The following is a 23,963-nucleotide window of genomic DNA, read 5'->3' as shown; positions in this document are numbered from 1 at the left end:
ATTAAAAGCCATCACGAAAGATACATGACACTGTAAATAAAGACTTTCTTTATCTGGCACGTTTCCTGCGAATGTGTGAATGACATTAGAACAAGCGCTGGAGAGGTCTTGATGAGTTCATTACGTAAAACGGCAATCGCACTGCTGATAGTGCTGATTGCATCTTTTTCGGTACTGCTGAGTCTTGGCAGTGAAATTTATCGGGAGATGCCGCCCATCCCCGATACATTCAGCAGTGACAGCGGGCAAACCCTGTTTACCAAGGAGGATGTGCAGCAGGGGCAATTGGTATGGCGCTCTATGGGTGGGCATCAGCTTGGCTCCATCTGGGGTCACGGCTCTTATGTAGCGCCCGATTGGTCGGCCGATTGGCTGCATCTGGAAGCCCAGGCCTGGCTCAATATCAGCGCCCGCGCCCAATTTGGGCTCGACTTTGCTGCGCTGGATAACAGCCAGCAGGCTGCGCTTGAGCAGCAACTTCGGGATGATATGCGCCGCAATACCGTGTTTCAGAGCGGAGACAATGTCCGGGTCAGTTTAAGCGACACCCGCATTGCCGCCATCAAGCAAACCGCTGCCCATTATACGGCACTGTTTGGCGATGATGCCGCCATGCAAACCCTGCGCGAGCAATATGCGATGAAAGAAGGCACCATCCCCGATGAAGGTCGCCGCTCGCAGCTGACCGCCTTTATCTTCTGGAGTGCCTGGGCCGCCATCACCGAGCGCCCGGGTGAGAATTACACCTACACCGCCAACTGGCCTTATGACCCGCAGCTTGGCAATACGCCGACCTCCGACAACATTGTTTGGTCGATTTTAAGTATCGTCACCCTGATAGCCGGGATAGGCGCGCTGGTATGGCACCACGCCGCCGGTAAAGAAGAGCCGCTGCCGCTGCCAGCAGCCGAAGATCCGCTGCACCGCTTCAAACCAACCCCGTCGCAAAAGGCCGTCGGTAAGTACTTCATTACCGCTATTGGCCTGTTTTTACTGCAAATCGTGCTTGGAGGGATCACGGCGCACTATGCGGTGGAAGGTCAGCAGTTTTACGGCCTTCCCCTGGCTGAAATCCTACCCTACTCAGTTACCCGCACCTGGCACACCCAGCTTGCGGTGTTCTGGATTGCCACCGCCTGGCTTGGTACCGGCCTTTACATAGCCCCTGCGCTGTCGGGTTATGAGCCCAAATATCAGCGCCTTGGCGTGAATGTGCTCTGGGCGGCGCTGGTCGTGGTCGTGCTTGGCTCCATGGCCGGTGAGTGGCTGGGGGTGCAGCAGTATTTCAGTCTCGATAACAACTTCCTCTTTGGTCATCAGGGCTATGAGTACGTTGACCTTGGCCGTGTATGGCAAATTCTGCTGCTTGGCGGCCTGATGATTTGGTTGGCGCTGGTGACTGCCGCAATCCGCCCAGCTCTGAAGACTCAGGGTGAGGTGCGGCCGGTGATCTGGGTGCTGTACGCCTCCTGTGTTGCCATTGGCCTCTTTTACGGTGCCGGCCTCTTTATGGGCAAGCACTCCAACCTCGCCATCGCCGAATACTGGCGCTGGTGGGTGGTGCATCTGTGGGTTGAAGGCTTCTTTGAAACCTTTGCCACCTCGGTGATTGCGCTGCTGCTGGTTCGCCTTGGGCTTATCCGTGCCCGCAGCGCCAATGCTGCCGTGTTGTTCGCCACAGTCATCTTCCTCACCGGTGGCCTTATCGGCACCCTGCACCATCTGTACTTTACCGGCACCACCAATTCTGTGATTGCCTGGGGCTCGATTTTCTCGGCACTCGAAGTGGTACCGCTGGCGCTGATTGGCTTTGAAGCAGTGGAAAGCTATCGCCTGCGCCGCGCGGCGCCCTGGATGCAGCGTTATCACTGGGCCATCATGTTCTTTGTGGCAACCGCCTTCTGGAATTTGGTCGGTGCCGGCGTGCTCGGCTTCCTGATTAATCCGCCGATTTCGCTCTACTTTATTCAGGGGCTTAACACCACCGCCACCCATGGCCACGCCGCCTTTATGGGTGTTTACGGCATGCTCGGTATTGGCCTGATGCTCTCCTGTGTCCGGGGTCTCACCCTGGAGATGCAGTGGAACGACAAGCTTCTCAAAGGCGCTTTCTGGAGCCTGAACCTCGGTCTTGCGGCCATGGTGTTTATGTCGCTGCTGCCGGTGGGTATTACCCAGTTCTTTGCGGTGATTGAACAAGGTTACTGGTATGCCCGCTCACCCGAGGTCATCCACAGCAGCACGGTTGAAACCCTGGTGTGGCTGAGGGTGGTTGGCGATGTGATTTTTGCCGCAGGCGGCATATTCCTCGCGGCCTTTCTGGTGGATTTGCTTCGCAGGTTACCATGGCGCAAAGCCATCGCGGTCGCCGACGGCGCTGCGGCCTGATGGGCGGTCAATGCCTTTCAGTCCGAAACTTTCAGTCCGGATCATTAGGTAAGAATCGTTAACAAGGATTCGGCCTGATAAGTAACAAAGGGGAGCCCAGGCTCCCCTTTTCCTGACGAGCCACTTGTCAAAACCACGAGGAAGCACAGCTATAAAAAAACACCGCTGCAGTGACAACAGCAGAAAAAAGAGTACGCCGGTCTCACCCATCCTATTTGTCAAAATGACAACCAGGGCGGCGCGGCGTATGCTCAGTGTGAGTTTCATTTTCAAGCAAATCAGGGTCGATACCGCATGTCTCTCAGTCAAACCTTACTTACCCGCATCGCGCTCGATATTACCTCTGGGCTGTCGCACCGCGACCGCTTTGCCAGGCTGGTAGAAACCGTGAAGGCGAATCTTGGCTGCGATGCCGCCGCACTGCTTGAGTTCCGTGGCCGCCACTTTGTGCCGCTCGCCACCGCAGGCCTTGCCGAGGACGTTGCCGGACGCCACTTTGCCATCGACTCGCACCCGAGGCTTGAAGCCATCGCCCGCGCAGGCGATCCGGTGCGCTTCCCCCACGACAGTGAATTGCCCGACCCTTACGATGGCCTTATTCCCAATCAGGACGACAGACTCGAAGTACATGCCTGTATCGGCCTGCCACTGTTTGACGGCGAAAAGCTGATTGGCGCCCTGACGCTGGATGCGTTTGACCCCAAGCGCTTTGATGCCCTTGGGCTGATGGAGCTGCGGGCACTCGGGGCCTTAAGCGCCGCGTCCCTTAAAAACGCGCTGCTGCTTGAAAAACTCGAGCGCCTCGCACTGGTGGGGCCGGTAAGCCCGCAGCAGAGCGATGAACATCAGCCGATGATAGGCACGGCAGCCTCAATGGAGAGCCTGCGGCAGGAAATTCTTGCGGTAGCGGGGACTGATTTAAACGTGCTTATTCTCGGTGAAACCGGCACCGGCAAAGAGCTGGTCGCCAAGGAGGTACATCAGGCAAGTCACCGCGCGGCAAAAGCATTGGTGTACCTTAACTGCGCCGCCCTGCCTGAATCTGTGGCCGAGAGCGAACTCTTTGGCCACGTCAAAGGCGCCTTTACCGGTGCCATCAGCCATCGCAGCGGCAAATTCGAGACTGCCGACAAGGGCACCCTGTTTTTGGATGAAATCGGTGAACTGCCGCTTGGGCTGCAGGCCAAGCTGCTGCGGGTACTGCAATACGGCGATGTGCAGCGCATCGGCGATGACCGCAATATCAAGGTCGATGTCCGCATCATTGCCGCTACCAATAAAGATCTGAAACAGGAAGTGCTGGCGGGCCGTTTTCGCGCCGACCTTTACCATCGCCTGAGCGTGTTTCCGCTGCATGTGCCGCCTCTTCGGGACAGAATCGATGACATAGGCGCCCTGTGCGGTCATTTTCTGGAGCAGAGCCGTAAGTCGCTGCGCCTGTCGCAGCTGCGTCTGGGCTCAGACGCCTTAAGCCGGATAAAACGCCACGACTGGCCCGGCAACGTGCGCGAGCTTGAGCATGTAATAAAGCGTGCCGCCACCATAGCCCGCGCCTCGAGCGATGGCACCGACGTGCTTATCACCTCAGCCATGCTCGCCATTGGCGACAGCCGCAGCCTGAATGACAGTCGAATGGTTTCAGGCACAGTGTCAGCAGACGAGCAGACAGGCTTTAACGGCCAGCCGCTTCGCGAAGCAAGCGATGCCTTTCAGGCCCGCCATATTCGCTCCTGCCTTGCCGCCAATAAGGGCAACTGGGCCGCCTGTGCCCGCGCCCTTGGCATAGATCCTGGCAACCTGCACCGGCTCGCCAAACGCCTTGGCATAAAAGATTGAACTAAAAGGATGAGGTGATGCCAGCCACGGCGGTTTGCATTGACCTCAATGCAGTGAATTGACAAATTTCAGTTGAAATTCTCGACGATTTCTATGAGGATGCGTGCTTCGCCAGGGAGAGACTTAAGAAGGCTTCCAGAGCGCCCCCGGATTGGGCCATGCCAAAGAGAGCAACCATCTTGATTACGCGTTTTATAAAATTGAGTATTGCCGCAGGTCTGCTTAGCCTGTGTCAGTCCGCGCTGGCGGTCGTTTATCCGCTGCCAGAAAAGGAAAGCCGTCTGATTGGTGAGAATCAGTTTTACGTGGTGCCAGATGATAAACGCACCCTGGAAGACATCGCCAACCAGTTCCAGCTTGGCCTGTCGAACCTGATTGAAGCCAACCCGGGCGTTGATCCCTTCCTGCCTAAACCCGGCAGCACCCTGATCATCCCGCACCAGCTGATCCTGCCGGACGCCCCACGCGACGGCATCATCATCAACATCGCCGAGATGCGCCTCTACTATTACCCCAAGGGTAAGAAAACCGTAGAAGTGCTGCCTATCGGTATCGGTCAGGTAGGTCGTGACACGCCGGAAAACTGGGTGACCAGCGTACAGCGCAAGCGCGCTAACCCAACCTGGACCCCAACGCCGCGCATCCGCAAAGAATACGCCGCCAAGGGTGTGACCCTGCCAGCCGTGTGGCCAGCAGGTCCGGATAACCCTATGGGTCTGTTTGCCCTGTACATTGGCAACCTGTACGCCATCCACGGCACCAACGCCACCTTTGGTATTGGTCTGCGGGTAAGCCAGGGCTGCGTGCGTCTGCGCCACGAAGACATCGAGCACCTGTTCAACACTGTGCCTGTGGGTACCCGGGTGCAGTTTGTTAACCAGCCGGTAAAAGCCACCGTTGAACCCGATGGCGGCCGTTATCTGGAAGTGCATCAGCCGCTGTCGCGCACCGAAGCCGAGTTCAACTCCACCGCCCAGGTGCCGCTGAACCTGACTCCGGCTATCAGCCGCTTCGTCGCCCACGCTGAGACGGACTCATTCCTGCTCAAGCGTGCTATCGAAGAGCGCACCGGCATGCCGCTGCGTATCAATCCCTGATAGCACTTGCGCTGATTGATAAATCCAGGATAGCCAAAAGCCGCCCAAGGGCGGCTTTTTGATTTATGGCGTTTCTGTTCCGGCAGGAGAACTCTTAATACAATACCCTTAAACCCATCTGGCTGACGCTTGGGTTTATGAAAGTAAAGGACTGATATCAAACCTCTTCTCTACCAGCCCATGAATCCAGAGTCTAGATTCTAGATTCTAGATTCTAGATTCTAGATTCTAGAGTCTAAGAGCCGATACCAAATACCAGCCCCACGGCAAGCTCGGCCCAAACAAGAACAAACCCCAGCAGCACCAGCACTGCGGCTGCGGCAAATCGCCTCGGTGGTAACTTTCGGGCAAGCAGGATAAGCGCAGTGCCCGTTGTCAGCAGCAAAGCCGCCATCACCACAAAATCGGCGCCACTCCAATGCACATCTGCGCCAAGTTGCATGGCCACAAACGGCATGGTGAGAACCAGACCTGTTACACCCAATAACCAGAAAAAGGCATTTTTACTCTGCAGTCGCTGTTCCATATTTAGCCCCAGTTCCAATAGTGCCGGACGCCGCAGCGCTGACTATCTCAGCGCTGTAACCATAAGACTAAGCTAAGCAGTTTTTGGGTAAAAAATGCAACACTCATGCATCAGCCCATCAAATCCAACGGCTGCGAAGGCGGTTTACCTGAGACTGACGCGCTGTTTAGTCTGTTGCTGAAAAGGCGCTGTGATAGCGCACCTCGCCGGCAGGCCAGTCGCCGGCAAAGCGGCGCGCCATAAAATACTCAGGCGGCACCCCGGGCAGCACCAAACCGGGCACGGGTGCAAATCCAAAACGCTGATAATAGGCAGGGTCGCCAAGCAGCACACAGCCACCGGCGCCAAGCGCCTCAAGCCGAGCCATCGCCGCCAGCATAAGCTCGGTCCCTATGCCTTGTCGCTGCTGCGCCGGCGCGACTGAAATCGGGCCAAGGCCGAACCAATCAAGCTCACTGCCGTTACCAATAATCTCGACCCGGGACAGCGCCACATGACCGACCAACTGCTTGCCATCCTCACCGCCATTCACCAATTCCGCAGCACCCAGCTGGGCCACCAGCGACAGCGCCAGCGCGCCGCTGTCACGCAGTGCCTTCACGATAAACTGCTCGGTATTGTCTGTGTGTGGCGCATTGGCAAACGCCGCAATAGTCAGGGCGTGGATAGCTTCGATATCGGCGGGGAATTCATCGCGGATAATGATGGACATGACAACTCCTGTCTGGCCGCAATTGCTCGGCGTTAAATAATGACAATGGATAATAACAGTAGCCGCAGCCAGTATTGGCAAAATGACGCCTGCGAGCACGGCTGGCTGAGCTGTAAATCACAAAAGCGGAGCTGAAGCATCAAAAGACGCGCTGACAGAAACACACAGCCGCCCACAAACAAGGCTTAAGCGCCTTGCAAGCACAGAGGCTTGCAAGGTTTTACACGCCTTAACCTAATCCAGAGCTTGGCTGGAGCTTATTCCTCTTCGGCCGGCGCCAGCAGGTCGAGGAAGGTGCTCATCACCGCGGCATTGGCCAGAATACGCTGGTCGAGTTTTTGCTGAGCCGGGGTTTCGCTGCAGCAGCCAACGCGGGCGCCGCTTCGCACCAAAAACGACTCAAACGAGGTGTCGAAGTGGTTGAAAATCACGCCATCCTGCACCGGACACTCATCGATATGACCATCGGCGGCAATGGGGAAATACTGTCCCAGCGCATCACGCAGGGCATGGCTCAGGCGGCCCGGGGTCTGGCGCGGCTCAAAGCTGTAAACATAGGTGTCGTGCATCAGCACATCTTCATGGCAGGTGAGAATGCCATCGCGGCTCGCCACCTGCAGCAGGTGGGCGTGCTCCATCAGGATTTTACCCTCGTGGGAGGTATCTTCGCCCACCTTGGGTTTACCGTTTTCCACATAAAAACCACGGTTGGGGTTTTCACCCAGCTCGTTGAATCTGTGCCCCTTGGCAAAACCTGTTGGGTTAACCAGCGGCAGCAGGCTTAAGTTGACCCGCTCGAACACGGCGCTGTCGAGCTGGGATAAAAAGTACAACAGCCCCCATGGACCGGCAGACTCTTCACCATGAAAACCGGCGCTGATCAGTAAGTTTGGCAATCCCCCTTTCTGCCCCGGTGACTGCAGTAATTGCAGCGGATGGCTGCCGGCCTGGCCCAGGGTCTTGGTACTTAAGCCCAGACGCGCCACTTCGGCATCGAGCAGAGCAGAAAAGCGTCCTATGTCATTGCTGTTGCACTCAAAAATCTCACTGTGCCAGACAAAGGACTCAAAGGGGTTGCGACTCATGAAACACATCCTTGCAATTGTATTTGGGTAAGAGGAAGCACTTGCCATCATATCAATAAAGATGAAAAACTGAATCGCATTCCACGGATTGGATCAGAAATTCCTGGCGACAACTATGACCGCTCAAATATCAATCAATTCAATCAGTCTGTGGCTGCGGCTGTCGCGCCATCTTTGCGGCTGTATGCGCCGCTCACAGCAACGCGCACGAAGCGCCATGACGACTGCATTTGGGCGCAGGTTCAGTAGCATCAGCGCGGCAGTCGTCATCACAGCCTTGATGCTGATACCTGATGCAGGGGCTAGTGCCGAGGCAAGCTTCACCGCCTGCGGGCCGGATGCTGAGCGGCTTTATAAGCTCGATGCCGCCGTTCGCCCGTTAGGGCTTGATAATGGGATAACCCTGTATTTGCTGCCCAGAGCCGATAGCCAAACCATCACCCTCGCCAGCCGCTTTGAAGTAGGCTCGCGCCACGAGCAGCGCGGCGAAACCGGCTGGGCCCATTTGTTTGAACACCTGCTGTTTAAAGGCAGCGCACTTGCCCCGGGCGATAATTACAGCCAGCTGATGAACGCCATGGGCGGCAGCTTCAACGCCACCACCAGTTTTGACGACACCCGCTACTACAGCCGTTTTCCCGCCGAAGGGCTTGAATTTGTGCTGGCGCTGGAGCGCGATCGCTTTGAGCGGCCCGAGCTTTCGACAGAGTCACTCGCGAATCAGCAAAAAACCGTGCTGGCGGAAATGGCGCAGACCATAGACAACCAACCCTATTTTCGTGCGGCCATGGAGTATCTGCTCAAGCAGGCCAAAGACACGCCGTACCAGCACGCCATCATCGGCTCACGCGAAGATATAGAGGCGGCAACGCCCACAAGCCTGATGGCTTTTCATCGCCGCCATTACCAGCCATCAAACCTGACGATGGCGCTCGTCGGTAAAATGGATACAGGGCAATTGGAAATAGGGAAACCGGCAGCGGGAACGCAGGAAACTTCGATTGAAAACAAGTCAGTCGATACGGCGCCGGATACCGCCGAACTGGTAAAGCGCTACTTTGGTAACTGGCAGGGCAACGGGCATAGTATCGGGCATAGTATCGGGCATGACAGCTGGAATGGCAGCGAACCCCAATTACCACACGCGGCGCCGCCCGTTGGCACGCCAGTGCCATACAGCCCTGAGCAAGGAGGCAGCCCTGAGGAAGCATTCAGCCCGGTTAAGGCAAGCCATGGCAGTATCAGCGATAGCCGTGCGCCCTGGCCTGGCCTGCTGCTCGCCTGGCACACGGTTGGCAAAACACATCCCGACGCCGCCGCTATCCGCCTGCTGGAACTGCATCTGTTTCAGCGCATCGCAAGCGGCCTTGAGCGCGCTGGCATAAGCGGCGACCAAACCCTGCTCACCCAGTCGTTGCCCCTTGATATGGCGCAGCACGGCATGACCAATCTGGTGCTGGTGCCTCGGGCGCGGGTGAGCCTCAATACCCTTGCCGATGGCATTAACGGGCTGATTGATGATGCCGCGCAGCAGCGCCTTGGCGACGAGGCGCTGTGCCAGCTTAAAGCCCTCTGGCTCAACCGCTATCTTGAGGAGCTTGATGACGATGGCTATGCCGCGCAGCATCTGAGCGCCATTGCGCCTTTAGATGCCAGCGCCCCGTTCGCCGCGCCCTGGCAGCGGATAAACGCTGTCACTGCCGCCGACCTTAACCGGGTTGCGGCCCGCTATTTTGAGGGTAAAACCGTACGGCTCGATTTACTTCCCGCCTGGTACAGCAGCGCCGCCAAAGGCTTACTCGAATGGTTGCCCGCGGGCTGGGCCGATGGATTGGAGGAGCTGGCACTGTGAAGCTATCAAAGCGCCTTGCCAGATTAAGCCTTAGCGCTGCCATGCTCGCGGCGTTAATCGGCTGTCAGCACACTCAACTGAGCTTTGATGCGGCCCTGCCGCCCAAGCTTGCGGATTTCAGCGCCGAAGCTAATCCGGGGCTGCCGCCGTTTCCACACATTGCCGCGCCAAAGCCAGCCAAATTTGCTTTTGTGCATGGCGATGACGGCATTGATCGCGCCGCCGACCCACGCCTTGGCGAAAATCAGCTGCTTTTTACCAGCGCCCCCCCCTTTATCCATGGAGCCATGGCCGCGCGCGCCTTATTGGCAAACGCCCGCCAGCAGGCACTCGCGGGCGATGGCTGCGCCGAAATGCTGAAGATTAGCGCAGGCCCACATAGCCTTCGATTTTCAAGCGGCTGCGATTCACCTGAGCAGTTATCTCAGCGCGCGAGTGCGCTGATGAGCAGCATCGAAAGCCTCAGTGACCAAGAGTATCGCCGCATCCTTCGCGAGCAAAAGCTTGCCAGCCACATCGATGCCTTCAGCGGTAATGATATCGACCGTTTATGGGCAAAACTCATTCTTGGAAAAGGTCATCCTTATCTTGAGCTGGACAGCCCCTTTGATGGCAATCAGGCCGTGCTCGCCGAGCGCCTCGCTGCGTTTCGCGCCAGCGCCTCGGTGCTGCTGATAAGCGCCGCGGACAATGGCTTGGCGACGGCGCCCTTCTCATCAAGTCGAGTCTCATCAAAACCAGTCTCATCACAACCAGTGTCATCACAATCAGCGTCATCAAATCCAGCGCCTGAACCGCCAAAGAATACAGCTGAAACGCCTTCACTGCTCAAGATGGTAGCCTCACCAAAGCGGCTCTACTTACTCGATGCCCCCGGCCAGGTGCAGGCGCAGGTACGCATAGGCTATGGTTTGTCGCCACAGGGCAGCAGCCGCGATTGCCGCGCCCTTGCGGCACTGCTTGGGCGCAGTCAGAGTGGCCGGCTGTTTTACGACCTTCGCAGCCAGCGCGGTCTCACCTATGGCGTGTACGGCAGCTGTATCGACAATCCGCTCGCCCGCACCCTCAAGTTTTACGGTGCCAGCGCCAACGCCAGTGCCGGCGCCTTTGTGCGCGGCATACTCGACCACCTGACGCTGCTGTCGCAAAGCGCGCCGGGTGATGCTGAGCTTGAAATGCTTTCAAGCTTTCTAAGCGGCCAGCAAAAGCTGATTGAAAGCAGCAGCACCGGCGCACTGTCAAACTGGGTCGATGCCCGCATCCACGGCAAGCCCTTTCCGGCGCCGCCGCAGGCACTGCTGGACCGAACCGCGCTCAACACATTCGCATCCACAGTGCTTGCCACGCCGCCACTGGTGGTTATCAAAGGGGATGCCGATGTCATTCGCGCCGACTTTGAAGCAAAGCTGCCAGGCTGGCACATCGAGGTGCTGAGTAAACTGCCGGAGTGAGCGCAATCGCCCTCGCTGTTTTCATCCTTTGAGAGCCCTCGCGGATGCGGGCAAAGAACGCACCAATTAAAGCCGCTACACAGACCAAAAGCCGCTATTCTCAAGGGCTGCAAGTCCAAAAGGGTATTTAGTGCACGTCGAAATGACACACTAAAATTTTCTGAAATGGATTTTCAGTTAATCCAGCAAAGAGGACTATCACATGTGTCGTTTTTCACGGGTGCTTGTCGCCACCGACGATGGGCACCAGGCAAAGCCTGCGCTTCGAAAGGCGGTGCAATTTGCCAACCAAAGCCATGCCGATTTGACCGTACTGCGGGTAAGCCTGCCCAAAGAGCACGGGATCGGCGCCAAAATATTGCAGTTACTCACTCCCTGCCACGCCATCAGCCACCAACGCCAAAAACAGCCCATCTACCCGGATAAAGACCTGCATCTTCTCCTTAAACATTGCCATGCCCCCAGCCTTGCCTGCGCCGTGCTCAATGAGCTCAGCCAGCGTGACTACGATCTGCTGATTTTGGAGCACCATGAATATTCGGCGCTGAAACTCGAATTCAGCCACTCAGAAGACTGGCAACTGCTGCAACAATCGCCGCTGCCGGTGCTGTTTGTCAGCGCCGAGCCCTGGCTGGATGCGGGCAATCTGCTCACGGCGCTGGAGGTAGAAGACGAGGGCACTCAGCATCAGCAATTTAACCGCGAGCTGCTGGATATTTCAGACGAGCTGGCGCAGCTCTTTCGCATGGACATGCATTTGCTGAGCTGTTACCACGCCCGCGACATGAGCGTGTCGTTCGATTTTAACGCCGCCGAGCACCACGACCAGATTAGCGAGCAGTGGCGGCGCCTGCGCCAAACCTCGGGCCATCTGGGAATAGAAGATAATCACCTGCACCTCGCCGCTGGGCTGCCCGATGACATGGTGCCCGAGGCCGCACGGCGCTGGCACAGTAATCTGGTGGTGATGGGCGCCAATGAACATACCAGTATGCTAAGCGCCATGAAGGGCCGCGCTTCTGAGCAGCTGCTGAATCAACTCAGGTGCGATGTGCTGGCACTGAAACCGTCCAATCTGCTGCACTGATGCCAACCTAAACCAAGACCACTCGGGGCTGTTGCAGCCCCAAAAAGACCGCCAGTTCAAAGCGAGGCGACTCTTTACAAAAAAATGCTCAGAAAATAAAAAACGCGGCATCGCCGCGTTTTTTAAACCGTGTTTACCCTTAGCGGCGATTATCGGCCTGATTGGCATCAGCCACCGCAGCCGACGGCGCCTGTCCGGCCGTTTGCGACATTTGGCTTTCCGTTTGAGACAGCATCTGAGACTGATCTTGTGATTGACCTTGCGACTGCCCTTGCGGCTGTGCTTGCAAACCGTTCAGAGGCTCAGCTGCAACCTCAGTGCCATTTTGCCCCAGCGCGTTTTCTTCCAGCGGGCTTTGCTGAAGCAGCAGCGCACTGGCGGTATCCATGGCCTCGCTGTCTTCCTGATAAAATTCACCATCGGCTGGCGCTGCAGCATCATTGCCGCTGGCATTAGCATCCGCAAGCCCCATGTCGTCGGCAGCGCTGTTCATGCCACCACTGAGAGCGCTTGCTGCGGCCTGATTTTCAGCGCCTTGACTTTCAGCGCCTTGATTTCCAGAGCTTTGATTGCCAGCGCTTGAGTTCTGTGCGCTAAGGTTATCGCCGCCTGTAGTAACAGTCGATGTAGAGGCTTCAGTCAGCGACTGCCAGGTCGATGCCAGGGTTTGCTTAAGGCCAGTCTGCGTATATCCGGCAACACCCAGCGCCGTTACCAGCACCAGGGCAGCAACGGCTTTGAACGGGAAACTGCCCTCAGCTGGCAATGCCGCGCTGGCTTCAGCTGAAAACGGCACCACATCCGGGCCACGGGTACGGCTGCCAAGGAACTGACCGCCATCGAAAATTTCCATTTCGTTGCTGGCCACTTCGCCCTCAACCACACCGCCACTGACGATGATAAGTTTCTGGCAGCTGAGCTTGCCGCGAAAGGTGCCGCACACCCGCAGCTCGTGGCAATTCAGCTCGCCATCAATCACGCCCGTAGATTCAATTTTGATTTGACCGCTGGAGCTGATGCGACCACGCAGCTCACCCGCCACCAAGGCGGCACTTTCCAGCACCAACTCACCCTCAAGCCGGGTGCCAGTGCCAATAAATGTCATTCCCTGTGCTTTGCTCATATCCCTGTTACCCATCAGTTATTGTTGTTGTGCGCTATTTTTGTGGCGCAAATGTTAACTCATTTGTTTTAAAGGGCAAAGCCCGCAGGTCAGATACTGCTGTAAACCATGGCGCCAACCGGACCAAACATATGCGTTTATGCTGGACAATGGTGTTAAAGCCACAGAAAATACGAGTGCAATCAAACAACAAGGAATAACCATCGGCCAAATCATTCGGCTGCATTGGTATAACAAGGAGGTCTTCCGTGCTTCGTTACCTGCTGACATTATCACTACTGATACTGCTTCCACCTAAGGTTGCAGCCGAAGAGATTTACAAGTGGGTAGATAAAGACGGCAAGGTACATTTTGGCGACAGACCCGGCGATAATGCCGAAGCCGTCAAACCCAAAAACAGCATCAAAGCCGATGCAGATGCCGATGAACCGAGCTTCAGCAGAAAATTCACCCCCGAAAAAAGCCAAATCCTTGGCCGCTGGACCGACAGCTCCGATATAGACGTGGACGAATACTTCGGCGGTGATGGCAGTTATATGGGCACCACCAGCATTATCGGCGTAAAGGTCGAGATGCACGGCCGCTGGACACTGAATGGCAACCGTCTTGTTATCACCTTGCACCGCACCGTTTCATCTGGCTACGGCAAAAGCAAAACCAGTACCGAGTCCAAGGTAGATGACCGCAAGATTATTTACATCAGCAGCAGCAAAATTAACTACATCAGTGCAGGCAAAGACGGTCAGGAAGCGACCATGACCCGCACGGGATCATAAGCCGCGCCCGAACATAGGTCAGCGCGGACGCCAGCAGTATCAGCGACTGCTTACATCGCTCACATCCGCGGCCCCGCACTGATAGGCATTGCCAATGCATGGTCACAGAGCCAATAAAGCCAAGCGGCTGATACAGATACAGGGTATCGCCGCCCATGGCCGCCGTTTTGATGCGCATCTCATTGAGGGTGCCCCACAGCATGTCGCGGTCGGCGTGCAGCCAGTAATCGTAAAAATGCCCCTGTGAGCCGATAACAGAGCCAAGATGGCGGCATTGGGCCAGCGCCGGCGGATTGTCCCACAGCACCTTCACCTGATTCGAATCGTCGGTGGGAAAAGTAATACACCCGCTTAACGTGAGCAGTGCTCCGCCAAGCAGAGCGCCCTGTTTCAGCATATTCATGGCCGCGCCTCCAAAAAAGCGCGCAGTCTACCCACGCTCGCCGCGCATCAACAGCATCGCATTACCATTCTGAGAGCCAGCGCAGGTTAGAGACAAACCCTAAACATAAATGCCAAACAAAAACGCCCTGAATTATCAGGGCGTTTTACCTTTATCTTACGTTTGGCTATTGGTCTGGGTTGGCAATCAGGCCGCTTTGGCGCTGCTCACTGCCGCCACAGTGGCCTTTGGCTTAAGCTCGCCAATCGGCAGTATGGTGCGGCCGTATTCATTGTTGATTACCTGTGCCATGGCAAAGTAAATGGCCGAAGCGCCACAGATGATGCCTTCCCACGCGGCGATGGTGCCGATGAGTTCACTGCCGGTAAAATCGCGGGCCGCCAGCAGGAAAAACAGCACGGTCAGCGAGCCAAAAATAAACTGTTTGATGCGGGCATAACGCAGCGAGCCGATAAACATAAAGCCGGTAAACACGCCCCACAGCGCCAGATACCAGCCCATAAAGGATGCAGGGCTTGCCGCCACGCCGGCGTTTGGCATCAAAATCAGCCCAACCAGGGTGAGCCAAAACAGGCCGTAAGAGGTAAAGGCGGTGGTACCAAAGGTATCGCCACGCATAAAACACATAATGCCGACAATCACCTGCCCGAGGCCGCCGTAAAAAATACCCATGGCCAAAATCATGGCATCGATGGGAAAGAAACCGGCGTTATGGATGTTGAGCAAAATGGTGGTCATGCCAAAACCCATCAGCCCCAGCGGGGCGGGATTGGCGAGCGGGGTGGACATAGTTAACTCCTGAGTAAAAGCCGCCGGCAAGGGTGCCCACGGCTGGAAACTGTTATGCGCCTGCCAGCACAAAAATAACACTGGCCGCAGCACTGAAGGCGGCGCATTTTAGAAGAGCCAAAATCAAAACACAATCGCTGAAAACAGCGGCTTTGATTTATCTCAAAACACATAATTTCAACAAGTTAGATACAATTTTATTTATGGTTTCAAAATCATTGACCTGGCGTATTTACCGCCGGATTGATGATGCGGCCACGGCGAAAATATCAAGGTGAAAACGTCTTGCTTTGCGCCCGCCAAGCCCAGCCTTTTTACCCTCGCGCGTACCCTTTTTGACAGCCGCCGCGGCTAAACCGACAATACCGCTGGCTTTACTGACAATAACGCAGGCTTTACCGACGAGTTAAGGGACACTGAGGATGGATTCAGGAATAAAGGCAGGGATGGAAGCAAGGATGAACGCAAGGAAGAAACCAAGAATGCCATCAGGAATGAACTCAAGAATAAAATCATGGATGTTGCTCGCATCGCTGCTGACCTTGCTGCCATCGGCAGCCGCCACGGCCGAGAACATTTACAAGTGGGTCGACAAAGACGGCAAGGTGCATTTCGGCGATAAACCCGAAACCCAGCACGCCCCCGAGCAGCTCAAACTGAGCGATAAAGGGCTGCCCACCGAGGCGGTGGTGGTTGATTATAACAGTGGCCCCAATCCTGATGGCGTGGCCGCCAACAGCGCTGATGACACCAGCGGCGATAACCCAGCCCGCGCTGGCGATACACCGGTGTTTGACCGAAAACTGCTCCTTGGACGGTGGCGGGTGACAGACTTCAACGACCTCTATGAAGAATTCAAACCCGACGGCAGCTACAGCCGCTATGGCAAACTCCTTGGCAACACACTCACCATCAAGGGGAGCTGGCGCCTCGCCGGCAACATACTGCATATTCAGGTGGTGAGCGAAACGGCCCAATTGCCAAGCGGCGAAACCAAGACCCAGTACAAAACATCCAGCCGCCAACGCACACTGCTGAGCGTTAACCGGCATGAAATCAAATACCTGTGGCAGACCGCCGATGGCGAAATGGAGTCCACTCTGGTGCGCTGAGCCTAAAGCGTCCGTTCCCGACTCCGGGCTCTCGATTATCCATGTCGGGTTTTCGACTCGCTATTCTTTGCCGAAGACCTTGTTAAGGCTGTCGATATTGTCGGCCACGTACCTTGGGTCGATACAGTCCCCGAGATTTTCGGCCATAAAACGGATAAGCCGCAGCGCACTCTGGGGCAGGCGCTTGTCGCGCCGCGCCACCAGATACCAGTTACTGCGAAGCGGAAAATCTGCCACATCCAGCACCGCGGGTTTCTCAGGCCCTAGGTCGCCTTCACTTAAGGTGTGGGCCGAAATGACCGACAGCCCAAGCCCCGACGCCACACTCAGGCGAATTGCCTCATTACTCTCAATTTGCATGGTGTCACTGAGCTCAATTCCGCGGGCGCTGAGCCAGCTTTCAAACATCATCCGGGTGGCAGAGCCCGGCTCACGCATGATAAAGCGCTCGGCTTTAAGGGCATCAAAGCTTAAGCCTTTCTGGCCCACCGCCCAGTGATCCGCCGGCGCAATCAGCCTGAGTGGATTGGAAATGATCCGTGAAGCCAACACCCGCTCGCCCGCCGGCGGGTGGCTGAAGAGGTACAAATCGTCTTCCTGCTGCTCAAAGCGGCTCAGCACATGGGCGCGGTTACCTATGCTCAGTGTCACCTGCACCCCGGGAAAGCGGCGATAAAAAGGCCCGAGAATTCGCGGCATCACGTACTTGGCAGTGGTCACAAGTCCGATGCGGATGTGGCCGGCGCTGCCCTCACGCACCCCGCCAAGGAAGCTGTCCAAATCATCAAGCCGCGACAGCAAATCGCAGGCGGCGCGGTACACCTCCTGGCCAACTTCGGTGGGCACCATGCTGCTTTCCCGGCTCTCAAGCAAAGGCGCGCCCACAAGCTCAGCCATTTTTTTAAGCTGCAGCGACACGGTCGGCTGGGTAAGGTGCAAACTGCGGGCAGCGGCCGACACCTTGCCAAGGCGCACCACAGTGATAAAGACTTCCAGCAGACGTATGCTCAGGTGCTTGAGGCGGGGATTGATCATTGATACTTATCTATACATTGCTTGGTTAAAATTTATTTTTCAATATAACCAAATCAGGGCAGAATCGCCAACCGTTGAACTTAGGGAATGTGCCGGTGAGCGAGCCGCGTAAACCCGCCTAAACGGAGAAGAGAGACATGCCGGATATTGTTATCGCATTTTTTGCCCTGGGCCTCCTAGCCGGGGTGATGAAATCAGATCTGAAAGTGCCTGAATCCATCTACGAAACCCTGTCGATTTTGCTGATGCTGACCCTGGGCCTCAAGGGCGGCATGGCGCTGCACGGCCAAACCGCCAGCCTGCAGCCGCTGGAGCTGGTTGCCGTGATAGGGCTTGGGTTTATCATCCCGCTGGCGCTGTTTCCGGTGCTGAATAAGCTGGTCAAGCTCAACACCTCCGACTCTGCCAGTATTGCGGCCCACTACGGCTCGGTCAGCGCAGGCACCTTTGCGGTGGTGCTGGCGCTCACCGAATCCATTGGCTGGGAGCTTCGCCCCGAAACCACCCTGTATCTGGTGCTGCTTGAACTGCCGGCCATCGTCATCATGCTGTGGCTGCACCGCAAACTTACCCGCAGCGGTGACAATCAGGGCCAAAGCAGCGGCAATCTGCTGCACGAATCCCTGACCAGCCGCGGCGTGGTGCTGCTGCTTGGCGGCGTGCTGATTGGCTGGGCTTATGGTCCGCAGGGGCTTGAGCCGCTGGCGCCCATGCTGCTTGGCGGCTTTAAAACCCTGCTGGCGCTGTTTTTGCTGGAAATGGGCCTGGTGACTGCCAAGGTGTGCATTCCGCTGCCACTGAAACAGTGGCGTCTGATGCTGTTTGCCGCCATCACGCCCTTTGTGCTCGCCTGGGTCGGGATTGCGACCGGCATCGCCATGGACCTGCCCGCAGGCTCGGTGCTGGTACTGGCAGGACTCACCGCCAGCGCCTCTTATATCGCTGCACCGGCGGCGATCCGCGCCGCCATCCCCGATGCCAATATTGGCCTTGCGATGCTGGCATCGCTGGGGATCACCTTCCCGATAAACGTGCTGATAGGCTTGCCGATTTATCAGCACTGGATTGAAAAGATGATGTTTTAATTCTTAAAAAGCGGGCCTGTGACCCACTCTTTGATTTTTATGATAGGCTGGCATTAACCAACGGAGCAGCAAGCCCCAGCAGGAAGCCACAGCAGGAATACATTGGATGTCAGCCAGTTACACCGCAGCACCACCCAAACGCAGTCCCCATATCGATGCCATTCGCGGCCTGGCTGTGCTGGGTATTTTTTTGATGAATATCCTCTTTATGGGCAATACTCTTGATGGTTATGCCAAAACCTCCCCTGCCGCGCCGGGAGACCCGCTGCTTGAACTCGTGAGCCGCATCTTTTTTGAAGGCCGTTTTATCGGTCTCTTTACCCTGCTGTTTGGTGTCGGGCTGGCGATTCAGTTTGCCCGCGCAAGCTCCGCGGGCAACAGCGAAGTAAATCTCGAAGCGCACCCAGCAGCACAGCCAAACCTTAACCCCATCAAACGCCGCCTCAAGGTGCTGATGCTGTTTGGTCTGCTGCATGGCCTGTTTATCTGGCCCGGGGATGTGCTGCTCAGTTACGGCCTCTCGGCCATGGTGGCAATTTATTACCTTGGCGCCGAGCTTAATCACCTTAAACGCCGGGCGATGCAATTTCTCGCGCTGGGGTTTAGCGTATTGCTGGTGTTTGCCACCATGCTGATGGGCGAAGAGTTGCCCGCGCGCGGCACCGATGAGTTTATCGCCGCCCTCGCCCCCTGGATTGGCAGCTACCCCGAGCAGCTTATCCAGCACCTTACCTTGATGGCCGCGATGAATCTGCTCGCCCTGCCCTTTGCCATGCTCTGGTATATGGCGGGCATGATGATGCTTGGCATGTGGCTGTATCGCAGTGATTTTTTCAGCCATGGCTTATCGACTACTGACACAGTGCGGCTGTTGCTGCTGGCGCTGGCGCTGGTTGCGCTGGACCTTTTTTGCCACGCAGGCAGCCACCCCTGGCTTGAGGCCATTTCACAGGTAACAGTGATATTTGCCGCTATTCCGGTTTCACTGCTGTATGCGTTGGCAATCATCCACATACAGCGCCAACATCCAAACCGCCTCGCCACGCTGCAGCGGGTCGGAAAGCTTGCGCTGTCGCTGTATATTCTGCAATCCATTGTGGGCGTGCTGGTTTTTCGCTATCTCTTCCCCGAGTGGCTGCTTGAATTTAACCGCATCGATTATCTGCTCGCCGCCCTTGGCTGGGGGCTGTGCCAGATACTGATAGCCACTGTGTATTTAAAGTTTGCCCGCCAGGGGCCGCTTGAGTGGCTGTGGCGCCGCCTTGCCACAGGCCAGCACACACGCCCGGGATTGGCGACATCCAATCCCTCACCCGGAACTGACCAATAATCAAATGCATAATCAAAGGACTGCCATACCATGTTGATTGCCGCTTTGCTGTTTTATCTGCTGCTAGCCCTCGGGGTAGCACTGAACTGGCTGCCACTTTGGCTGCTTGGTGCTTACGGCGCACTGGGGCTGATAAGCTTTGCAAGCTACGGCCTGGATAAACGCGCCGCCATCAAAGACAACCAGCGCACCCCGGAGCGCAAACTGCTCGGCCTCGCCCTTCTCGGCGGCTTTGCCGGTGCCATGCTGGCCATGGCACTGTTTCGCCATAAAACCAGCAAGCGCAGCTTTTTATGGCTGTTTTACGGTGTAACCGCGCTGCATTTGGTGGTGGCAGCCGCACTCATCCGTCTGTTTGTCTGGCCTCAGGCACCGCTCTGAGCCAGCAACCTGTTTTGCCGTGCTAAATTGCCTGTCCGCCACAGCTTTACCGACAGCGGCCGAGCCCGTACCATAGCGCCACACTTTTTCACCATCTAACTGGAACCTCGCCCATGAAAGTTGTACTTGCTGTAGTCGTGATTGCCTGCGTTGTGTTTTACTTTTTTACCTCGATGAACAGCCAAAAAGCCGCTAAAGCCAATGAAGAAAAAGGCGCGGTATTTCTGGCCGAAAACGGCAAACGCGACGGCGTAAAAACCACAGCGTCCGGCCTGCAATATGAAGTACTGAGCACAGGCAGCGGCGAGCGTCACCCAAGCGCAACTGACACAGTGCGGGTGCACTACCACGGCACCTTGACCGATGGCACAGTGTTTGACTCCTCGGTTGATCGCGGCGAAACCATCTCGTTTCCACTGAACCGGGTTATCAAAGGTTGGACCGAAGGGGTGCAACTGATGAAAGAAGGCGATAAGTTCCGCTTCTTCATTCCGGCAAATCTGGGTTATGGCAACCGCAGCGTGGGTAAGATCTCCGGCGGCTCGGTGCTGATTTTTGATGTCGAATTGATTGCCATCGAATAAGTGCGCATAAGCGATAATTCCTGCAATTATTCGCAGGCTTATAATGGCGCGATGTTATAAAGGCGTGATGTGTTAAAAGCGCAGTGTTATAAAAGCGCGATGTCGTCAGCGCCCCATAAAACACGAAAGCAAAAAGCGAAGGCAATGCCTTCGCTTTTTTGTTTTGAGCTATTGGTTTAGTGCTACTTGAACTGACGCTTATGGGCTGATGCCATCAGAGGCAAGAGCCAGCCCAGTCACTTACCCTGAGCCGGCAGCAAAACAGGAACCTTGATTAGTTACAGCTCGCAGGCCCCACATCCGTCCACACGCTGGCAACGCCCGGCTCTTCGCCCTTGGTCCACCAGGAAGCTTTCCAGTTACGGCCCTTGTGGGAAGTCACAGCGCCGCCGTTGTAGGCAACCGCTGCATCCCAACCAAGAGCAACGTTACTTTCGAGCCCCCACGCATCGGCGCTGCGGCTTGGCTCATTGCCCTGAGTCCAGTACTTGGCGCGCCATACCAGCTGATTGTGGCTCACTTTATCGCCGCCATTGTAAACAGCAGCAGCTGACCAGGCAGGGAAGTTACCGGCATTTGGGTCAGTGACGCTGCAGCCGCCGGTGTCACCGCCACCGGACTTGGCCTTCACCGTCAGCACGGTTGCAGCGGTCGCATCCAGTGCTCCGTCAGATACCAACACGCTGATGTTGTATTGGGTGTCAGCCGTCACCGAAGGCGCCGTTACCACCAAAGTGGCGCTATTCTGGCCAGAAACGCTGAGCCCCGCAGGCACAGTCCACTGGTACGTCAGCGCATCGCCATCGGCATCAGATGCACTGGCCGCAATGCTCACTGAGGCGCCGGACTCGGCCGATACCGCCGCAGTGAGGCTCACCGAAGGCGCGCGGTTTGGCGTTTCGGCCTTGTTGGTCACAGTCACTGAATCGGTAGCAGACAGGCCTTCCGGATCTGTGACCTTAAGGCTGAACACGTAGCTTACATCGGCATCGGTTGAGCCAAGGGCGATGCTGGCATTGGCGGAGTCAGCCGAGCTGATGGCAACGGCCGGACCCGAGGTCTGGCTCCAGCTGTAGCTCAGCGCGCCGCCTTCTGGGTCGCGGGATGCTGAGCCATTCAGTGCCACATCGGCAGGGCCGGTTACGCTGACGTCGCTGCCTGCGTTGGCAATGGGCGCCTTGTTGGCAGGTGGCGTGGTGCCGCTGCCATGGCCAAGACCCTCATGCATGGCATTGAGGATATCGCCGTTGTCGGCATCGATTTCCCAGGCGAACAGGCCGCCGAGCTGATTGGCCAGCACATACTGGCCCTTGGCCTTGACCGAGCGCTCGTTGTCGTAGCTGATAAGGTCGCCGCTGGATGGGTTAAACAGCCATGGCGCCTCGGCCACTTCGTCGTAGCCCTGCTGCCAGCCGCTGCCCATGCGGTTGTTGACTATGTCGCGGTAATCCACCACGCCATTTTCCCAGGTGCCTTTAACCGGGCCGGTGGCGGTGCCGGTGAAAGGATTGCTGCCGCTGTAGTTACTGACACCGGTCCAGCCACGGCCGTACATGGCAGCGCCCACCACCAGTTTGCCCGGCGTTACGCCCTGAGCCAGCAGCGCTTTAACGCCCTTGTCGGTGGTGTAGCGGGTGTCAGGGTCCCATGAGGCATCATAGAGCGAAGTCTGATGGCCAAGCTCGGTGTTGCTCCAGGCGCCGTTGAAGTCGTAGCTCATCACGAAGATGTGGTCCATGTACTGCTGAGCCTGCTGATAATCGACCTTGGCAATCTTGTCGTCACCGGCACTGATGGCAGACGTGAGCTGATACTCGCGGCCGGTTTCGGCTTCGAGTTCATCCAGCATGGCGCGCAGTTCCTGCATCAAGGTCACGTAGGTTGCGCCATCCTGCGGGCTGCCGAGCTTGGGGTTGGCACCGAGGCCGCCCGGAAATTCCCAATCGATATCAACGCCATCGAAGAATTTCCAGGTTTGCAGGAATTCTTTAACCGAGGCGACAAACACATCGCGCTTGGCTTTATCACCAAAGAAAAAGAACGGATCGGACAGGGTCCAGCCACCGACCGATGGCAGAATTTTTAAGTCCGGATGGGCTTTTTTCAGCGCCATCAGGTTGCCGAAGTTGCCCTTGTAAGGCTCATCCCAACCGGAGAGATTGCCCTGTGGCATTTGCACCGCTGCCCATGGGTCGTGGATGGCGACTTTAAAATCACCGCGGCCGGCACAGGCGCGCTGCAGCGCCTCAAAGCTGCCTTCGATTTCTTTCAGGCTGTCGTTAATGCCATTGCCGCCGCAAATGGGGGTAAAGCCGTACAGCAGGTGGGTGAGGTTCTGGGCCGGAATTTTATCCACGGTGAATTTACGGCCGTACACGCCCCACTCGACGTAATAGGCGCCCACCACCTTGCCGGACTTGTTGGCGTAGGGTTTGTTGTTTTCTTTGAGCGGCGCGTTAAGGGGCTGCAAATGGCTGCCATCGGTATCGGCGACCAGAATTTCACGCGCATCACTGGCGGTGCAGCCTTCGGCGTTACACAGGGCCACGGTCAGCTGATAGCGGCCGCCCTTATTTACTTTAAAATTGGCAGTGCCGGAGGCGCCGGATGGGCCACTCCAGTGCTCAACTCCATCGAGCAGCACCTTGGCGGTGGTGCCCACTTCGCCGCTCCAGAGGTTCCAGCTCACAGATACATCGGCGCCATCCTTTACCGTGACCAGCTGGTTGTAGGCGGTAGCCGCCTGATTGATTTCGATAATGGAAAACTTGGTTTCGCCCCAGGCGAGCGCCGGTTTTCCGGGTTTGGCGGCCATGGCAGGCGCGGCAAGCGCCGACGCCACCACGAGCGCGGTTACTGAGGGTTTAGTGAGAAACATGTCTTTGTCCTTATTGGTTTTTTATTTTCAATAAGGCAAGGCAAAGCGCCTTCAGGAACGGCAGATGCCGACAACAAGCATGGGGTGCGACCAAACACCCGCTTAAGACATCATCCTGTGGTATCCCCGCTATCGTAGCCTCTGTCTGCCCAGAGCGCCCTTAGACCGGTGGCTTTGCGTCCCGGCCTTTCGACCGGTTTGCCTTTTTCACAAATGACTATTTGGCTGAACCAAATGACAACGTTGTCATCATTAATTCAGCATAGGCTAATTATTTTCAAGGTCGCAACAACTTATTTACAGAATGGCGTTTTGATTGATGAGGAATCAGTAAAAAGTGGCGCAGCTCTGGTGTAATTACTTTAAATTAACTGCAATTTATTCATTGCCTTAAAAAGAAACGGCGCCAGACCATGGCGCCGTCTTTACCTGG

General features: G+C 56.4%; 21 protein-coding genes and 1 riboswitch. Of the genes, 13 read left to right on the top strand and 8 right to left on the bottom strand.

Annotated elements, in window-relative coordinates; genetic code table 11:
* The first annotated feature begins 111 nt into the window (after positions 1–111).
* From KJI95_RS07465 to KJI95_RS07455, 3 genes are all read left to right on the top strand, one after another.
* Entirely contained in the window at positions 112–2,388 is a 2,277-nt protein-coding gene (locus KJI95_RS07465) for a nitric-oxide reductase large subunit (protein WP_214506554.1), read from the top strand.
* Positions 2,389–2,682: 294 nt separating this feature from the next.
* On the top strand, positions 2,683–4,224 hold the full coding sequence (gene norR / locus KJI95_RS07460; RefSeq protein ID WP_214506553.1) for a nitric oxide reductase transcriptional regulator NorR: 1,542 nt from the start codon (positions 2,683–2,685) through the stop codon (positions 4,222–4,224).
* 182 nt (positions 4,225–4,406) lie between these two features.
* Positions 4,407–5,321 (top strand): L,D-transpeptidase family protein, encoded by a 915-nt coding sequence (locus KJI95_RS07455; RefSeq protein WP_349356718.1) that lies wholly within the window; start codon positions 4,407–4,409, stop codon positions 5,319–5,321.
* 235 nt (positions 5,322–5,556) lie between these two features.
* On the opposite strand, the gene KJI95_RS07450 is transcribed toward KJI95_RS07455, so the two are convergent.
* The 3 genes from KJI95_RS07450 to KJI95_RS07440 form a co-directional block, all read right to left on the bottom strand.
* On the bottom strand, positions 5,557–5,847 hold the full coding sequence (locus tag KJI95_RS07450) for a hypothetical protein (RefSeq protein ID WP_214506551.1): 291 nt from the start codon (positions 5,845–5,847) through the stop codon (positions 5,557–5,559).
* A 166-nt stretch (positions 5,848–6,013) separates the two neighbouring features.
* On the bottom strand, positions 6,014–6,559 hold the full coding sequence (locus KJI95_RS07445; protein ID WP_214506550.1) for a GNAT family N-acetyltransferase: 546 nt from the start codon (positions 6,557–6,559) through the stop codon (positions 6,014–6,016).
* A 257-nt stretch (positions 6,560–6,816) separates the two neighbouring features.
* Positions 6,817–7,644 (bottom strand): N-acetyl-ornithine deacetylase, encoded by an 828-nt coding sequence (locus KJI95_RS07440; RefSeq protein ID WP_214506549.1) that lies wholly within the window; start codon positions 7,642–7,644, stop codon positions 6,817–6,819.
* A 217-nt stretch (positions 7,645–7,861) separates the two neighbouring features.
* Here KJI95_RS07440 and KJI95_RS07435 point away from each other — a divergent pair, with 217 nt between their 5' ends.
* From KJI95_RS07435 to KJI95_RS07425, 3 genes are all read left to right on the top strand, one after another.
* Positions 7,862–9,496: a M16 family metallopeptidase gene (locus KJI95_RS07435; protein ID WP_214506548.1), complete on the top strand. Its 1,635-nt coding sequence runs from the start codon at positions 7,862–7,864 to the stop codon at positions 9,494–9,496.
* Positions 9,493–10,947 carry an insulinase family protein gene (locus KJI95_RS07430; RefSeq protein ID WP_214506547.1) on the top strand — a complete coding sequence of 485 codons (1,455 nt, stop codon included), beginning with the start codon at positions 9,493–9,495 and terminating at the stop codon, positions 10,945–10,947. The genes KJI95_RS07435 and KJI95_RS07430 overlap by 4 nt, the downstream gene beginning before the upstream one ends.
* 202 nt (positions 10,948–11,149) lie before the next feature.
* Positions 11,150–12,034: a universal stress protein gene (locus KJI95_RS07425; RefSeq protein ID WP_214506546.1), complete on the top strand. Its 885-nt coding sequence runs from the start codon at positions 11,150–11,152 to the stop codon at positions 12,032–12,034.
* A 139-nt stretch (positions 12,035–12,173) separates the two neighbouring features.
* Here KJI95_RS07425 and KJI95_RS07420 read toward each other — a convergent pair whose 3' ends face one another.
* Positions 12,174–13,139 carry a bactofilin family protein gene (locus KJI95_RS07420; protein WP_214506545.1) on the bottom strand — a complete coding sequence of 322 codons (966 nt, stop codon included), beginning with the start codon at positions 13,137–13,139 and terminating at the stop codon, positions 12,174–12,176.
* 266 nt (positions 13,140–13,405) lie between these two features.
* Between KJI95_RS07420 and KJI95_RS07415 the strand changes: the two genes are divergently transcribed.
* A complete protein-coding gene (locus tag KJI95_RS07415) occupies positions 13,406–13,933 on the top strand; it encodes a DUF4124 domain-containing protein (protein WP_214506544.1) in 528 nt (175 codons plus the stop codon).
* Here KJI95_RS07415 and KJI95_RS07410 read toward each other — a convergent pair.
* Positions 13,881–14,336 carry a DUF4156 domain-containing protein gene (locus KJI95_RS07410; protein WP_250885694.1) on the bottom strand — a complete coding sequence of 152 codons (456 nt, stop codon included), beginning with the start codon at positions 14,334–14,336 and terminating at the stop codon, positions 13,881–13,883. The two genes, KJI95_RS07415 and KJI95_RS07410, sit on opposite strands and share 53 nt — an antisense overlap.
* 186 nt (positions 14,337–14,522) lie before the next feature.
* Complete coding sequence (locus KJI95_RS07405; protein WP_214506543.1) at positions 14,523–15,125, bottom strand: acetate uptake transporter; 603 nt, start codon at positions 15,123–15,125, stop codon at positions 14,523–14,525.
* Between the two features lie 32 nt (positions 15,126–15,157).
* On the opposite strand from KJI95_RS07405, the gene KJI95_RS07400 reads away from it, so the two are divergent.
* The gene (locus KJI95_RS07400; RefSeq protein WP_214506542.1) at positions 15,158–15,403 is read left to right on the top strand and encodes a hypothetical protein; all 246 of its coding nucleotides are present in this window, start codon (positions 15,158–15,160) and stop codon (positions 15,401–15,403) included.
* 240 nt (positions 15,404–15,643) lie between these two features.
* Positions 15,644–16,237: a DUF4124 domain-containing protein gene (locus KJI95_RS07395; protein WP_214506541.1), complete on the top strand. Its 594-nt coding sequence runs from the start codon at positions 15,644–15,646 to the stop codon at positions 16,235–16,237.
* 60 nt (positions 16,238–16,297) lie between these two features.
* Here the strand turns inward: KJI95_RS07395 and KJI95_RS07390 are convergent, their stop codons facing one another.
* Positions 16,298–17,272 (bottom strand): LysR family transcriptional regulator, encoded by a 975-nt coding sequence (locus KJI95_RS07390; protein WP_214506540.1) that lies wholly within the window; start codon positions 17,270–17,272, stop codon positions 16,298–16,300.
* A gap of 137 nt (positions 17,273–17,409) precedes the next feature.
* Here KJI95_RS07390 and KJI95_RS07385 point away from each other — a divergent pair, with 137 nt between their 5' ends.
* The 4 genes from KJI95_RS07385 (at position 17,410) to bamJ (ending at position 20,652) form a co-directional block, all read left to right on the top strand.
* Positions 17,410–18,357 carry a sodium-dependent bicarbonate transport family permease gene (locus tag KJI95_RS07385; protein ID WP_214506539.1) on the top strand — a complete coding sequence of 316 codons (948 nt, stop codon included), beginning with the start codon at positions 17,410–17,412 and terminating at the stop codon, positions 18,355–18,357.
* A 106-nt stretch (positions 18,358–18,463) separates the two neighbouring features.
* Complete coding sequence (locus tag KJI95_RS07380) at positions 18,464–19,687, top strand: DUF418 domain-containing protein (RefSeq protein ID WP_214506538.1); 1,224 nt, start codon at positions 18,464–18,466, stop codon at positions 19,685–19,687.
* Positions 19,688–19,717: 30 nt separating this feature from the next.
* Positions 19,718–20,068, top strand: coding sequence for a DUF1294 domain-containing protein (locus KJI95_RS07375; protein ID WP_214506537.1), 351 nt, complete (start codon positions 19,718–19,720; stop codon positions 20,066–20,068).
* A gap of 113 nt (positions 20,069–20,181) precedes the next feature.
* Complete coding sequence (gene bamJ, locus KJI95_RS07370; protein ID WP_214506536.1) at positions 20,182–20,652, top strand: BamJ family beta-barrel-assembly machinery protein; 471 nt, start codon at positions 20,182–20,184, stop codon at positions 20,650–20,652.
* Between the two features lie 274 nt (positions 20,653–20,926).
* Here bamJ and KJI95_RS07365 read toward each other — a convergent pair whose 3' ends face one another.
* A complete protein-coding gene (locus tag KJI95_RS07365) occupies positions 20,927–23,530 on the bottom strand; it encodes a glycosyl hydrolase family 18 protein (protein WP_214506535.1) in 2,604 nt (867 codons plus the stop codon).
* 116 nt (positions 23,531–23,646) lie between these two features.
* Positions 23,647–23,743, bottom strand: a riboswitch (cyclic di-GMP riboswitch).
* Positions 23,744–23,963: the final 220 nt, after the last annotated feature.

It is taken from the genome of Shewanella jiangmenensis, assembly GCF_018596335.1.
In the GTDB taxonomy this organism is placed as follows: domain Bacteria; phylum Pseudomonadota; class Gammaproteobacteria; order Enterobacterales; family Shewanellaceae; genus Shewanella; species Shewanella jiangmenensis.
The sequence above is the reverse complement of the archived record's forward strand: the minus strand, read 5'-3'. Positions and strand labels throughout refer to the sequence as shown.